This is a genomic window from Bacillus sp. jun7, assembly GCF_051034795.1.
Classification (GTDB): Bacteria; Bacillota; Bacilli; order Bacillales; family Bacillaceae; genus Bacillus; species Bacillus velezensis.
Window position 1 is genome coordinate 853,487 of sequence record NZ_CP093219.1, and the last position, 17,364, is coordinate 870,850.

At 45.6% G+C, this 17,364-nt stretch carries 21 protein-coding genes; 8 read left to right on the forward strand and 13 right to left on the reverse strand.

From position 1 onward, the window contains the following. Nucleotides 1-192: 192 nt before the first annotated feature. Both MJQ52_RS03650 and glsA read right to left on the reverse strand, forming a co-directional pair. Nucleotides 193-474 (reverse strand): YlaN family protein, encoded by a 282-nt coding sequence (locus MJQ52_RS03650; protein ID WP_003154494.1) that lies wholly within the window; start codon nt 472-474, stop codon nt 193-195. A 107-nt stretch (nt 475-581) separates the two neighbouring features. After that, nucleotides 582-1,511 (reverse strand): glutaminase A, encoded by a 930-nt coding sequence (gene glsA, locus MJQ52_RS03655; RefSeq protein ID WP_094246964.1) that lies wholly within the window; start codon nt 1,509-1,511, stop codon nt 582-584. A 103-nt stretch (nt 1,512-1,614) separates the two neighbouring features. On the opposite strand from glsA, the gene MJQ52_RS03660 reads away from it, so the two are divergent. Next, nucleotides 1,615-2,091 carry a hypothetical protein gene (locus MJQ52_RS03660; RefSeq protein WP_003154496.1) on the forward strand — a complete coding sequence of 159 codons (477 nt, stop codon included), beginning with the start codon at nt 1,615-1,617 and terminating at the stop codon, nt 2,089-2,091. Here the strand turns inward: MJQ52_RS03660 and MJQ52_RS03665 are convergent. Beyond that, the gene (locus MJQ52_RS03665; RefSeq protein ID WP_003154497.1) at nt 2,086-3,414 is read right to left on the reverse strand and encodes a PhoH family protein; all 1,329 of its coding nucleotides are present in this window, start codon (nt 3,412-3,414) and stop codon (nt 2,086-2,088) included. The two genes, MJQ52_RS03660 and MJQ52_RS03665, sit on opposite strands and share 6 nt — an antisense overlap. Nucleotides 3,415-3,568: 154 nt before the next feature. On the opposite strand from MJQ52_RS03665, the gene MJQ52_RS03670 reads away from it, so the two are divergent. Both MJQ52_RS03670 and MJQ52_RS03675 read left to right on the forward strand, forming a co-directional pair. After that, nucleotides 3,569-4,192 carry a YhcN/YlaJ family sporulation lipoprotein gene (locus MJQ52_RS03670; protein ID WP_003154498.1) on the forward strand — a complete coding sequence of 208 codons (624 nt, stop codon included), beginning with the start codon at nt 3,569-3,571 and terminating at the stop codon, nt 4,190-4,192. A 101-nt stretch (nt 4,193-4,293) separates the two neighbouring features. After that, nucleotides 4,294-4,503: a YlaI family protein gene (locus MJQ52_RS03675; RefSeq protein ID WP_003154499.1), complete on the forward strand. Its 210-nt coding sequence runs from the start codon at nt 4,294-4,296 to the stop codon at nt 4,501-4,503. A gap of 41 nt (nt 4,504-4,544) precedes the next feature. On the opposite strand, the gene MJQ52_RS03680 is transcribed toward MJQ52_RS03675, so the two are convergent. Both MJQ52_RS03680 and typA read right to left on the reverse strand, forming a co-directional pair. Next, a complete protein-coding gene (locus MJQ52_RS03680) occupies nt 4,545-4,865 on the reverse strand; it encodes a YlaH-like family protein (RefSeq protein WP_014304952.1) in 321 nt (106 codons plus the stop codon). A 56-nt stretch (nt 4,866-4,921) separates the two neighbouring features. Further along, nucleotides 4,922-6,760 (reverse strand): translational GTPase TypA, encoded by a 1,839-nt coding sequence (gene typA, locus MJQ52_RS03685; RefSeq protein WP_003154502.1) that lies wholly within the window; start codon nt 6,758-6,760, stop codon nt 4,922-4,924. A gap of 111 nt (nt 6,761-6,871) precedes the next feature. On the opposite strand from typA, the gene MJQ52_RS03690 reads away from it, so the two are divergent. Beyond that, on the forward strand, nt 6,872-7,060 hold the full coding sequence (locus tag MJQ52_RS03690) for a YlaF family protein (protein ID WP_003154504.1): 189 nt from the start codon (nt 6,872-6,874) through the stop codon (nt 7,058-7,060). Between the two features lie 309 nt (nt 7,061-7,369). Next, a complete protein-coding gene (locus tag MJQ52_RS03695) occupies nt 7,370-7,987 on the forward strand; it encodes a hypothetical protein (RefSeq protein WP_094246965.1) in 618 nt (205 codons plus the stop codon). 37 nt (nt 7,988-8,024) lie between these two features. Here the strand turns inward: MJQ52_RS03695 and MJQ52_RS03700 are convergent, their stop codons facing one another. Genes MJQ52_RS03700 through MJQ52_RS03715 form a run of 4 tightly spaced genes read right to left on the reverse strand, consistent with a single transcriptional unit; the run spans nt 8,025 to nt 11,033 of the window. Next, the gene (locus MJQ52_RS03700) at nt 8,025-8,318 is read right to left on the reverse strand and encodes a zf-HC2 domain-containing protein (RefSeq protein WP_094246966.1); all 294 of its coding nucleotides are present in this window, start codon (nt 8,316-8,318) and stop codon (nt 8,025-8,027) included. Continuing rightward, entirely contained in the window at nt 8,315-8,836 is a 522-nt protein-coding gene (locus MJQ52_RS03705) for a sigma-70 family RNA polymerase sigma factor (protein ID WP_024085267.1), read from the reverse strand. The genes MJQ52_RS03700 and MJQ52_RS03705 overlap by 4 nt, the downstream gene beginning before the upstream one ends. After that, the gene (locus tag MJQ52_RS03710; RefSeq protein WP_070081772.1) at nt 8,837-9,106 is read right to left on the reverse strand and encodes a hypothetical protein; all 270 of its coding nucleotides are present in this window, start codon (nt 9,104-9,106) and stop codon (nt 8,837-8,839) included. Then, entirely contained in the window at nt 9,096-11,033 is a 1,938-nt protein-coding gene (locus tag MJQ52_RS03715; protein WP_094246967.1) for a hypothetical protein, read from the reverse strand. The genes MJQ52_RS03710 and MJQ52_RS03715 overlap by 11 nt, the downstream gene beginning before the upstream one ends. Before the next feature lie 322 nt (nt 11,034-11,355). Between MJQ52_RS03715 and MJQ52_RS03720 the strand changes: the two genes are divergently transcribed. Next, nucleotides 11,356-12,921 (forward strand): M4 family metallopeptidase, encoded by a 1,566-nt coding sequence (locus tag MJQ52_RS03720; protein ID WP_077722166.1) that lies wholly within the window; start codon nt 11,356-11,358, stop codon nt 12,919-12,921. A gap of 50 nt (nt 12,922-12,971) precedes the next feature. On the opposite strand, the gene MJQ52_RS03725 is transcribed toward MJQ52_RS03720, so the two are convergent. From MJQ52_RS03725 to MJQ52_RS03735, 3 genes are all read right to left on the reverse strand, one after another. Then, the gene (locus MJQ52_RS03725; RefSeq protein ID WP_003154511.1) at nt 12,972-13,424 is read right to left on the reverse strand and encodes a GNAT family N-acetyltransferase; all 453 of its coding nucleotides are present in this window, start codon (nt 13,422-13,424) and stop codon (nt 12,972-12,974) included. Next, nucleotides 13,411-14,208 carry an inositol-1-monophosphatase gene (suhB, locus tag MJQ52_RS03730; protein ID WP_070081769.1) on the reverse strand — a complete coding sequence of 266 codons (798 nt, stop codon included), beginning with the start codon at nt 14,206-14,208 and terminating at the stop codon, nt 13,411-13,413. Before suhB ends, MJQ52_RS03725 begins: the two co-directional genes overlap by 14 nt. A gap of 133 nt (nt 14,209-14,341) precedes the next feature. Continuing rightward, complete coding sequence (locus MJQ52_RS03735) at nt 14,342-14,530, reverse strand: hypothetical protein (protein ID WP_003154513.1); 189 nt, start codon at nt 14,528-14,530, stop codon at nt 14,342-14,344. Nucleotides 14,531-14,766: 236 nt separating this feature from the next. Here MJQ52_RS03735 and MJQ52_RS03740 point away from each other — a divergent pair, with 236 nt between their 5' ends. Beyond that, a complete protein-coding gene (locus tag MJQ52_RS03740) occupies nt 14,767-15,399 on the forward strand; it encodes a DUF1054 domain-containing protein (RefSeq protein WP_014470447.1) in 633 nt (210 codons plus the stop codon). Nucleotides 15,400-15,434: 35 nt separating this feature from the next. On the opposite strand, the gene MJQ52_RS03745 is transcribed toward MJQ52_RS03740, so the two are convergent. After that, nucleotides 15,435-15,701, reverse strand: coding sequence for a UPF0223 family protein (locus tag MJQ52_RS03745; RefSeq protein ID WP_007409667.1), 267 nt, complete (start codon nt 15,699-15,701; stop codon nt 15,435-15,437). Nucleotides 15,702-15,880: 179 nt separating this feature from the next. On the opposite strand from MJQ52_RS03745, the gene MJQ52_RS03750 reads away from it, so the two are divergent. After that, nucleotides 15,881-17,353 (forward strand): aminotransferase class I/II-fold pyridoxal phosphate-dependent enzyme, encoded by a 1,473-nt coding sequence (locus tag MJQ52_RS03750; RefSeq protein ID WP_077722165.1) that lies wholly within the window; start codon nt 15,881-15,883, stop codon nt 17,351-17,353. Nucleotides 17,354-17,364 lie beyond the last annotated feature (11 nt).

Sequence of the window (17,364 nt, forward strand, 5' to 3'; positions counted from 1 at the left end):
CCTGCTTAAAGCTTACGTTTAATACCTATTGCGTATTATATTTTACTATAATTCATAAACAATTTACGCAGTTTCTTTATAGTTTTTCGGATGAAATGCAGATTAAGAGACCGTCTTACGAAAAGAAGATGCAAAAAAACAGTTTACGGTTATAAAAAAACCCAAACCGTTGAATAGTTTGAGTTTGATCATTTATTTTCCTGTAAACGCGTCATGCAAAGCAGACAGTTCTCTTTCAAGTCTGTCCAGCAGCTCTTTGCCGTCGTTTTCGTCAACTAATCCCAGGCGGACAGCAAAATCGATTTCCCTCGACAGTCCGAACATCTGAGTATCCAAGACCTCTTCATACAGAGGACATTGAGGCATCGTTAAGTTATCCATTTGTACTCGGATCAGCTTCAAAATCTTCTCAGCATCTAACTTCAACAGCTCGAATGCTTTCTGCTGATGGTCAACTATAATCTCTGAAGCCAAAAGTATCCCTCCGTTCCCCAGGCGAGTACCTAATTCTTCTATTTATCATAAAGGGTATCAGATGAAATTGCAAGAGGATTTAAGCAGATGTTATGATAAAAAATGTTTCAAAAAATACTCAGCCTGTATTTCTCAGACATGATTTCCAAAAGCTTCACACCCGCGATGCTGTTGCCTTTTTCATCAAGCGCCGGGCCGAATATACCGATTCCGAAGTTGTACGGCGAAATGCCCATGATTCCTCCCGAAACGCCGCTTTTAGCGGGAATGCCGACCTTTATTGCGAATTCCCCGCTCGCATTGTACATGCCGCATGTCACCATAAACGTCTTGCAGATTCTCGCCACATCTTTTTTAATGACCTGCTCCCCGGTTTCCGGATGCTTCCCGTCAAGGGCGAATACACAGCCGATTTTGGCTAAATCCAGACTGCTCATCTTAATCGCGCACTGTTTTGTATACAAATCCATGACCTCTTCAACATCGCCTTTAAAAATGTCATACTGCTTCATGTAATAACACATGGCCCGATTAATCATGGAAGATTTGAATTCCGATTCCGCGACATGTCTGCAATATGTAATGTCCTGATTGTTCGCAAGTCTTCTGATGAATCCGAGCAGGTAATCCAGGCGGTCTTTCGGCGAATGCCCTTTAATTAAAGCCGTAACGATGAGAGCTCCCGCATTAATCATCGGATTTAAAGGCTTGCCCGGATTCACTGTTTCAAGCTTAATCATGGAGTTAAACGGGTCGCCGGTCGGCTCCTGACCCACGCAGCTGAACACCTTTTCCTTTCCGTAATCCATCAGTACGAGCGCCAGAGAAAGCACTTTCGAAATGCTCTGCAGCGTAAATGTCCGGTCGGCGTCTCCTGCCGTCAGACATGTATTTTCCGCATGATAAATCGTGACCGAAAGGCTGTCTTGTTCGGATTCAGCAAGAGCCGGAATATAGTCTGCCACTTTGCCTTCTTCGGTCCTTTTTTTCGCTTCCTGAACTAATGCGTCCAGCTCTTGGTAATGCCGGCATACCATGTCGATCATCCTCACTTCGCTGCCGTTGTATACATCTAAGTTTGCGACGCAAAGTGACAATTCATGCGAAAACTTTTATACTTTAAGTAAAGGGGGCTTCAACATGAGCGTTATTCAAGTAAAAGGCAATGTTACATACCCGATTACAATTGATCCGAGTGTCTGGATTTTCGATGACCGCAAGTTTCCGTTTGAAAACAATCAGCCCGTTCATCCGGACGGCTCTGCAGAAACCCAGGAGCATACGCTTGATCCGGAACGGGTGATCAGAGAAGGGCGCATTTCGCCGCCGACTTTAAAAAGCGAAAAACGTTATGAAAAAGAAAGACTGATGAACGGCAGCTTCGCCATGAAGCTCGGCGCTGTTTTAGCAAATGCCGAGCCGAAAGAAAGCGCTGTCCTGTGCGCATTTATTTCAAAATCAGAAAGAACCGAAGTGCCGCTCGAAAAGGCGATGGACGCAATCGCGCATTTCAGCGATGCGGGGAAACCGCTTCAAGACGGCGGCCCGGTCCATTTTTACGTGGACGGAGACTTTGAAAAACCGATAACGGGCGTCACAGAAATCGAAGTTTTATAACAAATCGGCGGCAAGCTGTGCAAGGCCGGATCTCTCACCTTTCACAAGCTTCACGCTGCCGGAGACGGTTTGTCCTTTAAACCGCTCTACAACATAAGCAAGTCCGTTGTTTAAACTGTCTAAGTATGGGTGATCTATTTGCTCCGGATCGCCCATCAGGACAATTTTGCTTCCCTCTCCCACCCTTGTCAAAAGCGTTTTGACCTCGTGCCTCGTCAGATTCTGAGCCTCATCAATAATAATAAACTGATCCGGAATGCTTCTTCCCCGAATGTATGTCAGCGCCTCCACCTGAATCGATCCGATTCCTGCCAAAATCGCTTCAAGTTCACCCGGCTTTTTCGCATTGAATAAAAATTCAAGATTATCAAAGATCGGCTGCATCCACGGCTTGAGCTTTTCCTCTTTTTCGCCCGGCAAATATCCGATATCCTTTCCCACCGGGACGATGGGACGCGCGACGATCAGCTTTTTATAAATACCGAGATCCTCAGTCTGCAGAAGCCCTGCCGCGAGAGCAAGCAAGGTTTTTCCCGTTCCCGCTTTTCCGATCAGGGTGACAAGCGGGATATCTTCCCTCAGCAGGAGTTCAAGCGCCATTGTCTGCTGGACGTTCTTCGGCCTGATACCCCATACGTGCTCATCATCGAAAACAAGTCTTTTTACGGTCTCTCCTTTCTTATCCGCCATGCCGACCGCAGACGAAGATCCTCCTAATTCATCTTTCATCAGCACAAATTGATTCGGATAAACCTGATGCTGCTGAAGCTCCTTGACTGGAATTTGTTTGTTTTTATAAAACGAGGCAAACCGCTCTTTATTCATAAATATATCTTTGTACCCGCTATATATTTCATCATGGTCAACGACTCTGTCGTTTAAAAAATCCTCCGCCAAAAGCCCGATGGCATCCGCCTTTACCCTGACAAGCACATCTTTGCTGACCAGGATGACGAGGCGGCCGTTTTCTTTCGTTTCCTCCTCAAGGCTTAAATTTTTTGCCACCGCCAAAATGCGGTTATCATTCGTTTTTTCGATAAAAATTTCTTGGAGCTGATGAAATGACCGGTGGTTCAGTTCAATTCTGAGCGTTCCTCCGCTTTCAAGCGGAACTTTCTCATGCAGCCTACCTTTCTCCCTGAGCCCGTCTATCAGCTTAGATACGTGCCTCGCATTTCTCCCGACCTCGTCCATATACCGCTTTTTTGAATCGACCTCTTCCAGCACGACGGCGGGGATGACAACTTCGTTTTCTTCAAAGGAAAAAATGGCGTTAGGATCCTGCAAAAGTACATTCGTATCTAACACATAAATTTTACTCAAGTCTCAGCCTCCTGAAATAAGGATCAAAGCCCATCGTGTGCTTCTCTTTCCGCGAAAAACGGGGATGCCTGCTAAAATATATGATTTGGTGAATAAAGATAGAAGGTTAATTCAACAATAAAATAAATGAAAGCATTCAAGGAGGGAATCTGACGTGCGAATTCTTTTCATTATCATACAAGCCTTGTTTATCCTGACCGGCTGCACTGCTGTCCAGGACGGCCGCGGCCGCAATATCCAGAACGAATCAACCGATCAGCGTGATGCAAAACCGATTCATGTGAAAAATACGGCTCCTGAGACAGCTGAAAATCCCGGCCGGACAGACATCGCTAAGCATCTCGTCGAAGTAACCGAAAAAATCCCCGGCATTTCAGATGCCACCGCGGTTGTACTCGGAAGATACTCCGTTGTCGGAATCGATGTGGATGACAATTTAGAAAGAAGCAAAGTGGAGAGCATTAAATACACCGTTGCCCAGGCGTTAAAAAACGATCCTTACGGCGCCAATGCCGTTGTCGTGGCTGATCCTGATACGGTTTCCCGTCTGAGAGGCATGGGCAGCGACATTAAAGCCGGCCGCCCCGTTTCAGGCATTTTGGACGAACTTGCCGCCATCGTCGGTCGTGTCATGCCGGAAGTCCCGAATGATGTGACCGACAATGAAAAAGAATCACCGACTCAATCGAATGATGATCAGCTGAACCAAAGAGACCAGAACAAGCTGCAGAACGAACAGAACGATCAATCGGATCATCATATGAAAAACCGCCAGTAAAAAGCAGCGCCCGCTCCAAAGGAAGGGCGCTGCTTTCTTTCCCTTTGGCAGGAGGGGCATCCATGATATAATGCTTGTCATAGTGAAAGAGGTGAAAATCAATGAGAGTAAAATGTTCCATTTGCGACAAAATCGAACAAATTGATGATGAAACACTGACAGCCAAACGCCTCCGCAATCGTCCGATTCATACATATATGTGCCGGGAATGCCATGACCGAATCAAAATCAAAACGGAGGCGCGGCTGAATACCGGACACTTTTCCTTTCATCCCGGACAAAAAGCGAAAAAAGATAAACTGAAAAAATAAACCGAATAAAAAATGACCCGCCGGAAGGCAAGGTCATTTTTTTATTGCGGTTTAGCTGACTGGCTTTTTTTGGACTGGTGCAGACGGATTTTGTAAATGATCAAAATCAAGGCGGCGACAACAAGCCCTTCTCCGACCGGCAGAAACACACCGAAAAAAGTCAGCACGGTGCAGCCGAGCACTAGAAAGAGATAAACTGCCGCAGCCTTCAACACCGGCAGCCGTTTGGCAAAGCCGAGTTTAAATACAATCACCGAAAGCACGACGATCGTTCCGTATAACAGCCACATTCCCGCCAGCGGATGCTCATCCACTTGGTAAAGAGCCGCAAAGAACGACAGCCGTTCACTTACTTCATTCAAAAAGATCCCCCTCCCCTTTTCCGTTCGGGTTCTACCTTTTCAAATTCTGCAAGTGATTAAGACATTCCTGCTGTTTTTTTCTTTTTCGCCGCTTTTTCACGTTCGTTTTTATTCAGGATTTTCTTTCTTAAACGGATGGATTCCGGCGTTACTTCGCAGTATTCATCCTCGTTTAAGTACTCGAGTGATTCTTCAAGCGACATAATGCGCGCTTTCTTAATCGTAGTCGTTTGATCCTTCGTAGCGGAACGGACGTTTGTCTGCTGTTTCATTTTGCTGACATTGACGACAAGGTCATTGTCACGGTTATGTTCGCCGACAATCATGCCTTCATATACTTCTGTTCCGGGCTCAACGAAGATGACGCCGCGGTCTTCAATACCTTGAATTCCGTAAGATGTCGCTTTTCCGTTTTCCATGGAAACGAGCACACCTTGACGTCGGCCTCCGACTTGGCCTTTTTGCATCGGCTGATAGCTGTCAAACGTGTGGTTCAGGATACCGAAACCGCGTGTCAGTGACAGAAACTCAGTAGAATAGCCGATGAGTCCGCGTGAAGGTACGGTAAAGATCAGGCGGACCTGGCCGTTTCCGTTATTAATCATATCAAGCATTTCGCCTTTTCTCGCACCCATTGATTCCATAACAGAACCGGTATGCTCTTCAGGCACGTCAATCTGCACGCGCTCAACAGGCTCGCAGCTGACGCCGTCGATTTCCTTAATGATAACTTCAGGTTTAGACACTTGAAGCTCATAGCCTTCACGGCGCATGTTTTCAATTAAAATGGACAGGTGAAGCTCACCGCGTCCTGAAACAACCCATGCGTCTGGTGATGCAGTCGGTTCGACACGAAGACTGACGTCTGTTTGAAGCTGCGCGTTCAGACGCTCTTCAATTTTGCGGGCTGTGACATATTTGCCTTCACGGCCTGCAAACGGGCTGTTGTTTACGACAAATGTCATTTGAAGCGTAGGCTCATCAATGCGCAGAACCGGCAGCGGCTCATGGTGGTCAGCCGGACAAACCGTTTCACCGACGTTGATGTCTTCCATGCCCGAAACGGCAACAAGGTCTCCCGCTCTCGCTTCTTCAATTTCCACGCGTTTCAATCCTTGGAAACCGAAGATTTTCGTTACGCGGAATGATTTAACCGTTCCGTCAAGTTTCATCAATGAAACCTGCTGACCCACTTTCATCGTGCCGCGGAAAACGCGTCCGATACCGATACGGCCGACATAATCATTGTAATCAAGCAGCGCCACTTGGAATTGAAGAGGCTCTTCGGCGTTATCTACCGGGGCAGGGACATGTTCAAGAATCGTTTCATACAGTGATTCCATATTTTCGTCCTGCTTTTTCGGATCCAGACTTGCCGTTCCGTTAATCGCAGAAGCGTAGACGACAGGGAACTCAAGCTGTTCTTCGTTTGCGTCAAGCTCGATGAACAAATCAAGCACTTCATCAATGACTTCTTCCGGGCGGGCGAAATCACGGTCGATTTTGTTTACGACGACAACCGGGTTTAAGTTCTGCTCAAGGGCTTTTTTCAGTACGAAACGGGTTTGCGGCATGCAGCCTTCATATGCGTCAACGACTAACAGAACGCCGTCAACCATTTTCATAATCCGTTCTACCTCTCCGCCGAAGTCGGCGTGTCCCGGAGTATCCAAAATATTAATGCGTGTATCTTTATAGTTAATCGCAGTATTTTTCGCAAGAATTGTAATACCGCGTTCACGTTCAAGATCGTTTGAATCCATTGCGCGTTCGGCAATATTTTCGTTGGCACGGAATGTTCCGGCTTGGTGAAGCAATTGGTCTACCAAAGTCGTTTTCCCATGGTCAACGTGGGCAATAATCGCGATGTTGCGAAGATCGTTTCGAAGTTTCACATTTTCATCTCCTAAAAAAATTAGATAACTTTCATATTATACCACACATCCTCTTTAAAAGCGTTACGTTTTTCTGTAAACTGAAAGTATGACGTTAAAGGGGATGGAAATATGAAAAAATTGAATTGGCTCTTATTATTATTTGCATTCGCAGCAGTCTTCAGCATGATGCTGATCGGCGTATCAATCGCTGAGAAAAGCGCATGGGGCATCATCGGAAGCATTGTTCTCGTTATCGCCATGATGGGAAGCGGTTTCACCGTAAAGAAAAAAATGCGCGAACAGGGACTGCTTGATTAAAAGCATGACCCTTTGCAAAATTCCGTAAACATGGAAAGACAATCTTATGAAGCCTGAATCAAAGATTCAGGCTTTTTTACATCCTCAAAAACAGGCTCCAGATGTAAGGCTTATCTCCCCCGCCGCCTAGTCAGGAAGCCGGAAATGACGGCCCCCATTCTAGTTACATCAGCAGATTCCCTCAGAATATACAGTCTGAAATAGTCCGGCATCGTTATGCAGAAAATACCATACCTCCTATATCAATTCCATCATTGTCTTTTTATACTTGTGACTGTAAGCAAATACACATGACAAGGAGAGAATGAAATGAAAACATCTTTTTTGAAGAAAACCGCTGTAACTGCCGCCGCAACCGCCTCAGCCGCCTTGCTTGCATTCAGTCCGCTTGATTCTGCCGGCGCAAAAACGATTCAGGCAAATGAACCGCATGCCCTGCAGGCTTCCGGAGAGAAAACACCGGAAGACGCGGCAAAACTCATTGACATCATCAGCCAATCCATTTACGAAAAAGACGGTGTCTATTATTTTGACGGTGAAAAAGCGGTTGAATTGGGATTAGATAAAGAAGCCGCACAGACCATTCAAAAGCTGTGGGACAGTTCAACCGAATTTTTAACCGTTCTTTCTCAATGTATTGAGAAAACGGACGGCGAATATACATTTAATAAAGAAAAAGCGGTGGAGCTCGGCTTTACGGAAAAAGAAGCTCTTATCGTTGATCAGCTGTTCACCGCTTTTTCCCAAAGTCTTCATATCCTTCAATCTGCGCTGATTGAAGAAGACGGTGTGTATACGTTTGATCAGGACCTCGCTGAAGAAGCAGGAGCAGGAAAAAAAGAAGCAAAGCTGTGTGCCGGATTCTTTAATTCACTGCCTCAGGACTTGCTTGAAGGCATTTATACAGCCATTCATCCGGCTGAGTAAACGGATAAAACGCCCGGTCATTCAGCCGGGCGTTTTTTTAAATCAGCATTTTAAGGATCAGCATGATAAAGAAAACAGCGCCGAACAAACCGGCTGCTTTTATCAGCAGCTTCCCGTAATAACGTTCCTTAAACCGCCTTTCTTCTTCTGCATAACAGGCTGGCGCCTTCATCTCAGGGCTGCCGAGGTCAAGCGGCTCCTTCATCATATGATATAAACTTTCGCACTTACCGCATGATTCAAGGTGGCGGGAAATAAACCGCTCCGTTTCTGTTTCACAATCGCCTTCAATATATAAAGGGAGTAAATCTCTCACTAAACAGCAAATCATATCTGTCCGTCCTTCCTTTTTTCCGCCAAGTGCTGTTTCAGCTGCATTCTCGCCCTGTACAGGGTGCTCTTCACCTTCGAAAGACTCCAGTCCAAAACATCAGCAATCTCTTCGTAAGACAGCTCTTGAAATTCCCTCAAAATTAAAACGGTCTGCTGATCGCTTTTCAGACGCTGAATCTGCCCGGTCAGCGCATTCTGAGTGTCTGTCCGGGCGACGTAATTCTCCGGCAGTTCATATGTTGTTTGCTGAAGCCCTTCATTCAGAGTGATATCTGAAAATTGATATTTTCTATCACGTCTGTACCAATTGATGAAGGTATGATGGGCAATTGCATAGAGCCACGTTCTGATAGACGAGTGGCCCTTAAATGAATCAAGCCCGTTAAATGCTTTCATAAATGTATCCTGAGCGAGGTCTTTAGCGGTTTCAGCATGTTGTGTGCGTCTGTAAAGGTAATACATAATATCTTGATAATGTTCACGATACAGCTGTTCAATTGACATCTTGTTTTTCATTTAAAAGTAAAACCACACTGTCATCCAGATTGAGAGCACAATGAAGAATCCGTACAATCCATACGTCAGGCATTTCATGTATTTAATCTGGCGGATATCGCCGGACGGCGCACTCAAGCCATGTTCATTCTGCCGTTTTCTGTTTTCCGCCTCTGCTCCGAATAAATGCTCATGTTCTTTCATCCACTGGAGCGTGCCGCCTTCAAGTTCTCCTTCTTTATAAAGGTCGTATAAATCGAAGAAGACAGCCTTTTTTTCTTTATTGTTCATAAAGGTTCACCGCCTCGTAAGTATCCGCGTTCACTACATATACGTCATGACGGTTTGAACCGAACGGCTGAATAATGACGAGCCATGCGTTATATGTTACGCCGGCTTTCACCGCTATGACAGGCTTCACCCGCTTTTTGTAAATGATGCCGTTATATGCCCCCGCCACTCTTTTGAAGGCTGTTTCCCCGTCTCTGTATGTATGCGGGAATGTTTTGGCGCTTACCTGTCCGTAGAATGAGACCTCTTTCATGCCTTCTTCATTCCGGAGCGTAACGAATGTGCCTTCAGAGTTTTCAAAAACGAGAGTGCCTTCCGATTTGTCAATTTGTCTAAGTTTTGAAGTATCCGCGCCCAGCAGCAATGAAAAGAGCTTCTTCTGAAGTTCTGTTTTTGTTAAAACGGTGCTGTCAGGTGAGACTCTGATTTTCATAAGACGTCCGGATGCTGCATCAAATATCAGCTCCGTTCCGTTAGTCGCAGTTACGGTCAAACTGCTGCCGATCAGGCTGTTTATAGCTGTATTTGTAATTTCAAATGTCTGATCAGGCATTTGCAGCGTACGAGAGGCGGCTTTTGTTGCTTTCACTATGTCTTTTTCCTTCATATGCACCTGCGGCAGGGACTCAAGCTGATAAATAGACGGATCTTCTGAAAAACCCATAATGGTGTCTTTTTCCCAGTAAAATACTGTGCCTGAATCTTCGTGTTTCGTCCCTTGTCTTTTCGGCGCAATCTCCACGATAAACTGTCCGTCTTCTTTTTTCACTGTTGTCTGAATGCCTTGTGTTTTTATTTTTCGGCCGTGCGCCGACAAGAAATCCAGCGACTTTTTCCGGTATTCCTCTTCTGTAAAAGTGCGGCCTTCCGGTTTTTTAAGATATTGATAATTTGTAATCAATCGGGAAACCTCGTCCACTTCCGCTTCATAATCTTCCGTTTTAAAACGGTAAAAGTAATGGAGGTCCTGATTGGTCTCTGTTAAATAAATCGGATTCTCAGCCGGAAAAAATGACGTAAGGATCCGTTCCGCTTGGTCTGAAGTGATATGTTCACCCACATTATCAACAGAATCTTCAGCTATCGGCTTTGAAACCGCAAAAGCTGCATCGCCCGCATTGTATACCGGGTTCAAAAAGACAATAAAACCAGCGGCCGTTGCCGCCGCAAGAAAGCTTTTCGTCCGCTGTCTGATCCTGTCTGACCGATGAAATAAATGATGGGTCATCAGAAAACCGACCATCGTTAAATACACCGTAAATGGGAGAAGTCTGCCGTAATCTTTTGTTACACCTGCCGAGGGCGCAGCGAGCACCCACACCAACAGCCCGATGACCCCGGCATAAAACACGCCGATAAAAACGGGTCTCGGTTTCCAATACATTTTAAAGAATAAAACATTCATAGAAATCAGAAGTAGTAAAACAACCGTAATAAAACATAGCATCGAAACTATATCCTCCCCCGCCATCGCATCGGGACTGTTATTCCAGAAAGTGAAAAAACTGAAGATCAGCTGAATGACGGGCAGTGTCACCACAGTGAGATCAAAGGTATAAAATATGCCCTTTCCCCTCTGCTTCTGCGGCATGAGCATATAGTGAAACGCGGTGAGCAGCACATACCCATACATTAAGAGATGAACGATCGGAAGAAGCTCTCTTTCTTCCGATATCAAATAGTTCGCGCTAAAGCGAGTACTCTGCACCTGATGAACCAATTCAACTGTTATGCCCGCCAATAATACGGCCCTGAGCAGAATTCCTGAATAAAACCAAACTCTCTCACGGCTGATTTTCGGATGAAAAGTCAGCGCGTATAAAACAGCAAGGCAGACGGCTGACCACTGAATGATCAACACGCTTTGTCTGCTTAAAATGAAATATCTGTCGAAATGCTGAATAAAATGACTGAAAATCTCTGACATCTGAAACAATCCTTTTCGTTTATTAAGGCCTCACCTGTTTAGACAAACGGCTATAAAAAAAGTTTTACAGATCGGAACATTTTTCCTCTATCATTTTTCCCGACTTCATTTGTCATTTTTTTCAGAATAAATCGCATCATTCGACTCATGTCTGATTCAACACGTGCCTCTCGGCTTATCCCCTGACGCTGCCCGCCGGAAGCCTTTACGGGACGATTCTATCAATTCATCAGCGGAGTCTAGTTTTATATTGCAGAATGAGAGAATGCTGGTTTATTATAACAATATAAGTTTTCATTATTTTCAAAAAGGGGGATTTATTGTGGGTTTAGGTAAGAAATTGTCTGTTGCTGTCGCCGCTTCCTTTATGAGTTTAACCATCAGTCTTCCGGGTGTTCAGGCCGCTGAGAATCCTCAGCTTAAAGAAAACCTGACGAACTTTGTGCCGAAGCATTCTTTGGTGCAATCTGAATTGCCTTCAGTCAGTGACAAAGCAATCAAGCAATACTTGAAACAAAACGGCAAAGTCTTCAAAGGCAACCCTTCTGAGAGACTGAAGCTGATTGACCACACGACCGATGATCTCGGCTACAAGCACTTCCGTTATGTGCCTGTCGTTAACGGTGTGCCTGTGAAGGACTCGCAAGTCATTATTCACGTCGATAAATCCAACAATGTCTATGCGATTAACGGCGAATTAAACAACGATGCTTCTGCCAAAACGGCAAACAGCAAAAAATTATCTGCAAATCAGGCGCTGGATCATGCTTTTAAAGCAATCGGCAAATCACCTGAAGCCGTCTCTAACGGCAACGTTGCAAACAAAAACAAAGCCGAGCTGAAAGCAGCGGCCACAAAAGACGGTAAATACCGCCTCGCCTATGATGTAACCATCCGCTACATCGAACCGGAACCAGCTAACTGGGAAGTAACCGTTGATGCGGAAACAGGGAAAATCCTGAAAAAGCAAAACAAAGTGGAGCATGCCGCTGCAACCGGAACAGGTACGACTCTTAAAGGAAAAACGGTCTCATTAAATATTTCTTCTGAAAACGGCAAATATGTAATGCGCGATCTTTCGAAGCCTACCGGAACACAAATTATTACGTACGATCTGCAAAACCGACAATATAACCTGCCGGGCACGCTCGTATCTAGCACTACAAACCAGTTCACAACTTCTTCTCAGCGCGCTGCGGTTGATGCGCATTACAATCTCGGCAAAGTGTATGATTATTTCTATCAGACGTTTAAACGCAACAGCTACGACAATAGAGGCGGCAAAATCGTATCTTCCGTTCATTACGGCAGCAAATACAATAACGCGGCCTGGATCGGCGACCAAATGATTTACGGTGACGGTGACGGCTCATTCTTCTCGCCTCTTTCCGGTTCAATGGACGTCACGGCCCATGAAATGACACACGGCGTTACACAGGAAACAGCCAACCTGAACTATGAAAATCAGCCGGGCGCTTTAAACGAATCCTTCTCTGATGTATTCGGGTACTTCACCGATACTGAGGACTGGGATATCGGTGAGGATATTACGGTCAGCCAGCCGGCTCTCCGCAGCTTATCCAATCCGACAAAATACGGACAGCCAGACCATTACAAAAATTATCAAAACCTTCCGAACACTGATGCCGGCGACTACGGCGGCGTGCATACAAACAGCGGAATTCCGAACAAAGCCGCTTACAACACGATTACAAAAATCGGCGTGAAAAAAGCGGAGCAGATTTACTATCGCGCACTGACGGTATATCTCACTCCGTCATCAAGCTTTAAAGATGCAAAAGCAGCTTTGATTCAATCAGCGCGGGACCTTTACGGCTCTCAAGACGCTGCAAGCGTAGAAGCGGCCTGGAATGCGGTCGGCTTGTAAACAAGAAAAGAGACCGGAGAAATCCGGTCTCTTTTTTATATCTGAACATTTCACAATGGCTTCACCATGATCATATATGTCTTTTCCCGATCGTCTTTTTCAAGCTTAAGCTGTTCAAAGCCGCATTGACTTAAAAACAAAACCCATTCCTGCCTGTCCAGGGGAACGGCTGAAAACATCGCTTTATGCTCTCCTCTCAGCCGGCCCGCAATCTCTTCAATGACCGCGCGTCCGATTCCTTTCTCTTTTGCCTCCGGAGCGACGGCCACGGTTCCGAGCCACGGTTTTCCGTTTGAAGGGGCCCATTCCAAATGAAAACTGACGGCGGCAGGAGCGCCGTCAATCTCCCATACGAGCCACGTTCCATTGTACATGGAGTATGCAAGCATAAACTCCGCCGCATTTTTTGTTCCGAACTCTTCGTTTTTCCACACCGGGTGGGATGCCGCCAGCTGCTCCAGAAACCCGAGATCTTCTTCTTCAAAATCTCTACCTGTCAGCATGTAAATAGTCGTCAAAGATAATTTTATGTATAGCCGGATTCCCCGCAAGCACGCTGTGGTTGTCTAAAAACGTGAACGGCTCGCCGTCTGTGGTCGTGTAAATGCCCCCGACTTCGTTCAGCAGCACGCAGCCGGCAGCGTAATCCCACGGCGCGAGCCTCATCGTAATATATGCGTCAATGCGGCCGGCCGCAACACTGGCCAGCTCAAGTGCCGCCGAACCGTAGGAACGCGTTCCTCTGACCCGTTTTACGAGCGGCGCCAAAATACTCGGGTCAATCCTTCTGTTTTCCGTCACCCATGTGGCATTGATTGCAATAATGGCTTCTTCAATGGAAGCTTCTTTTAAAGGAGCAAGCGGCGCATCGTTCAGATAAGCCCCTTTTCCGCTGAATGCGTGATACAGTTCGTCCTGCATCACATCATAAATTAAGCCGATTTTGCCTTTTCCGTCTTCAAAGATGCCGATGGAGATCGCGAAATGCCGCTTTTGATGGACAAAATTCATCGTCCCGTCAATCGGATCAATGATCCAGACGATTCCGTCAAGGGAGCGGAGTTTATCCCCCTGCCCTTCTTCTCCGAGAATCCGGTGTCCGGGAAAAGTTCCTTGTATACGGTCAATGAAAAAGCGCTCCGTCTCTTTATCAATATTTGTGACTAAATCATTCGGATTTGATTTTGTTTCAATCGTCAAGCTTTCCTGCATGGATTGTCTGATTCTCGTTCCGGCTTCTTTTACCCATTGTTTTGCGATATCATCAATTTCCGTCCAATTTGTCATACCGTGTACCTCTTTTCTATGTATAGCTTATTCTATAGCATACTGATAAAGGCGATGAAAAAGCAAGGAAAATGAAAAAAATGCCTTCTCACGTAAAAACGAACCATTTCCTGCGGTTCGTTTTTACTATTCTTTATCCGTTAAGCCGAATCCATTCTTTTCTGAGACGTTCCAGTTTTCTTTTGCTGAGATCGATTTGATCTTCATTCTCTTTTTGCATGGCCTCATACAGGGTTGCCAATTCATAATCAACCTCTAGTCTCCAGACAGCTACACGGTTATTTTTTTCCTCCCTGAATCCTTCCTTCACCACTTGCCTCATTGTCTTTCGCCCCTTCCAGAGATCATTTGTTAAAAAAGCATCCCATTTTTCCAATTCATTAATGATACTTCTTATATCGTATGGAAACTTATATTCGGCTGTAACAACATTCTTAAAATTGTGTGTTTACCTATTCGTTTTTTACCACCATTCCTCTCGGCTCAAACGTTCTCAATGTTTTTGCGGCCGGCGGCGGCTGTGGTAAAATATGAATACTTACGTTAAGGAGGAAAAAGATGACTCAGATGCGTTTTACAAAAGAAGACTTCGATACATTTACAATAGAAGGTTTAGATCCGCGCATGGAGGTGTTAAAAGAACAAGTCCGTCCGAAGCTGACCTTGTTAGGAGAGCATTTCGCACCGACATTGTCAGCATTGACAGGAGATGAAATGTTCCCGCATGTCGCCAAGCACGCGAGAAGATCTGTCAACCCGCCGGCTGACAGCTGGGTTGCCTTTGCCAACAGCAAACGCGGCTATAAGAAACTCCCTCACTTTCAGATCGGTTTATGGGACACCCATATGTTTGTATGGTTTGCCATCATTTATGAATCTCCGATAAAAGAGGAATACGGCAGATTGCTGGAAGCGAAGCAGGAGGAAATCACAAAACAGATTCCCGGTCATTTTGTATGGTCGCCGGATCATACGAAGCCAGGTGCGTACAAGCAGTCCGACATGGATCAGGAGCAGCTGAAAACATTATTTGAACGCCTGCAGACAGTGAAAAAAGCAGAGCTTTTATGCGGCATTCAGCTGCAAAAAGAAGACGTGATCAACATGAACAACAATGAATTCCTGCAAACCATTGAAGATGCTTTTAGGAAGCTTTCCTTTTTATACACACTGACTCAGAAAGTCTCATAACATAAAAAGCGGGCCGATTGCCGGCTCGCTTTTGTCTACATTTTGATAATCGCTTGATCTGATTGTTTCGCCTGTTTCACAGTCCGATACGGGGAATAGGTGCTGTCAGCTTCAAATTGGCTGCAGATTTTCTTTTCTTCCGCTTTCCCGGGAACGATTTCTTTAAAGCGGCGGTACGCATTCAGAAGTCTGTCTCGGTCAGCTCCTTTTTCATAGGCGTTTTCCACCTGCTGAAAAAAAGCAATGACGTCCACGGCCTCCTCTGTCGTCCAGTCCTCATTCATCGGATATTGATATTCCAAATGTCTTCACTCCTTTATCATCATGCTCAAAATAAGCATCTTCCATAGATCATAAATTGTTCTTTACTTTCTTTCAAGTTCATAATATAATTCATTTGTTTTACGTTTAAAAAACGGGTAATAAAACTGAATGTAATACAAACTAATCCGTAGGTATTATGATAAAGGTGGGAAAACAATTGCCGCAACATGAAACACCCCTGTACAGCGGACTGAAAAAGCACGCGGACAGACAGCCTGTCCAATTCCACATTCCGGGCCATAAAAAAGGCGCGGGAATGGACCCGGAATTCAGACAATTTATCGGAGAAAACGCGTTAAGCATAGATTTAATTAATATCGAACCTCTGGATGATTTACATGCGCCAAAGGGCATCATTAAAGAAGCCCAGGATCTGGCCGCGGAAGCATTCGGCGCAGACCACACCTTCTTTTCCGTACAAGGGACGAGCGGCGCCATTATGACGATGGTCATGGCCGTATGCGGACCCGGAGATAAAATCATCATCCCGAGAAACGTTCATAAATCCATTATGTCGGCCATTGTATTTTCCGGAGCGGTGCCGATTTTTATTCACCCGGAAATTGACGATGAGCTCGGAATTTCTCACGGCATTACGCTTGAGTCCGCCGAGCGGGCTTTGACGGAACACCCTGACGCAAAAGGCCTGCTTGTCATCAATCCGACATACTTCGGTGTGGCAGCTGACTTGAGCAGCATTGTAAAGCTCGCGCATTCTTTCGATGTGCCTGTTCTTGTCGATGAAGCGCACGGCGTGCATATTCATTTTCATGATAAGCTTCCTCTGTCCGCCATGCAGGCGGGCGCTGATATGGCAGCCACAAGCGTGCACAAATTGGGAGGCTCCCTGACGCAGAGCTCCATTTTAAATGTGAGAGAAGGCCTTGTTTCCAAAGAAAGAGTACAGTCGATTTTAAGCATGCTGACGACAACGTCAACATCCTATCTGCTTCTCGCTTCACTGGATGTCGCAAGAAAACGCCTCGCTACAGAAGGCCGCGATCTTCTTGAAGAAACGATTCTGCTGGCGGATCAGACACGGGAACGCCTCAATCAAATTGAAGGCATCCGCTGTGTCGGCGAAGAAATCACTGGGTCAAAAGCTGCCTTCAGTTATGATCCGACTAAATTAATCATTTCGGTCAAAAACCTCGGCCTGACGGGTCATGACGTTGAAAAATGGCTCCGCGAATCATTTAATATCGAAGTCGAGCTGTCCGATTTGTATAATATTTTATGTATTTTCACCCCCGGAGACAGAGCAGGAGATGCCGACCGTCTTGTAAGCGCGCTTACAGACATTTCAAAGCAGGCTTCTGCAAATGACTATGCTCATCAGCAAGCGGAAGTTCTGCTTCCTGAGATTCCTCTGTTAGCGATGACGCCAAGAGACGCTTTTTACGCAAATACGGAAGTCATTCCGTTAACAGAATCCGCGGGACGGATCATTGCAGAGTTTGTCATGGTGTACCCGCCGGGAATTCCGATCTTTATTCCGGGTGAGATCATTACTGAAGAAAATATCAGCTACATTTTTAAAAACTTGGACGCCGGCCTTCCTGTGCAGGGTCCCGAAGATGCCACGCTTGAAATGATCAGAGTCATCAAAGAGCAAAAAGCCATCCAATAAACATAAAGAAG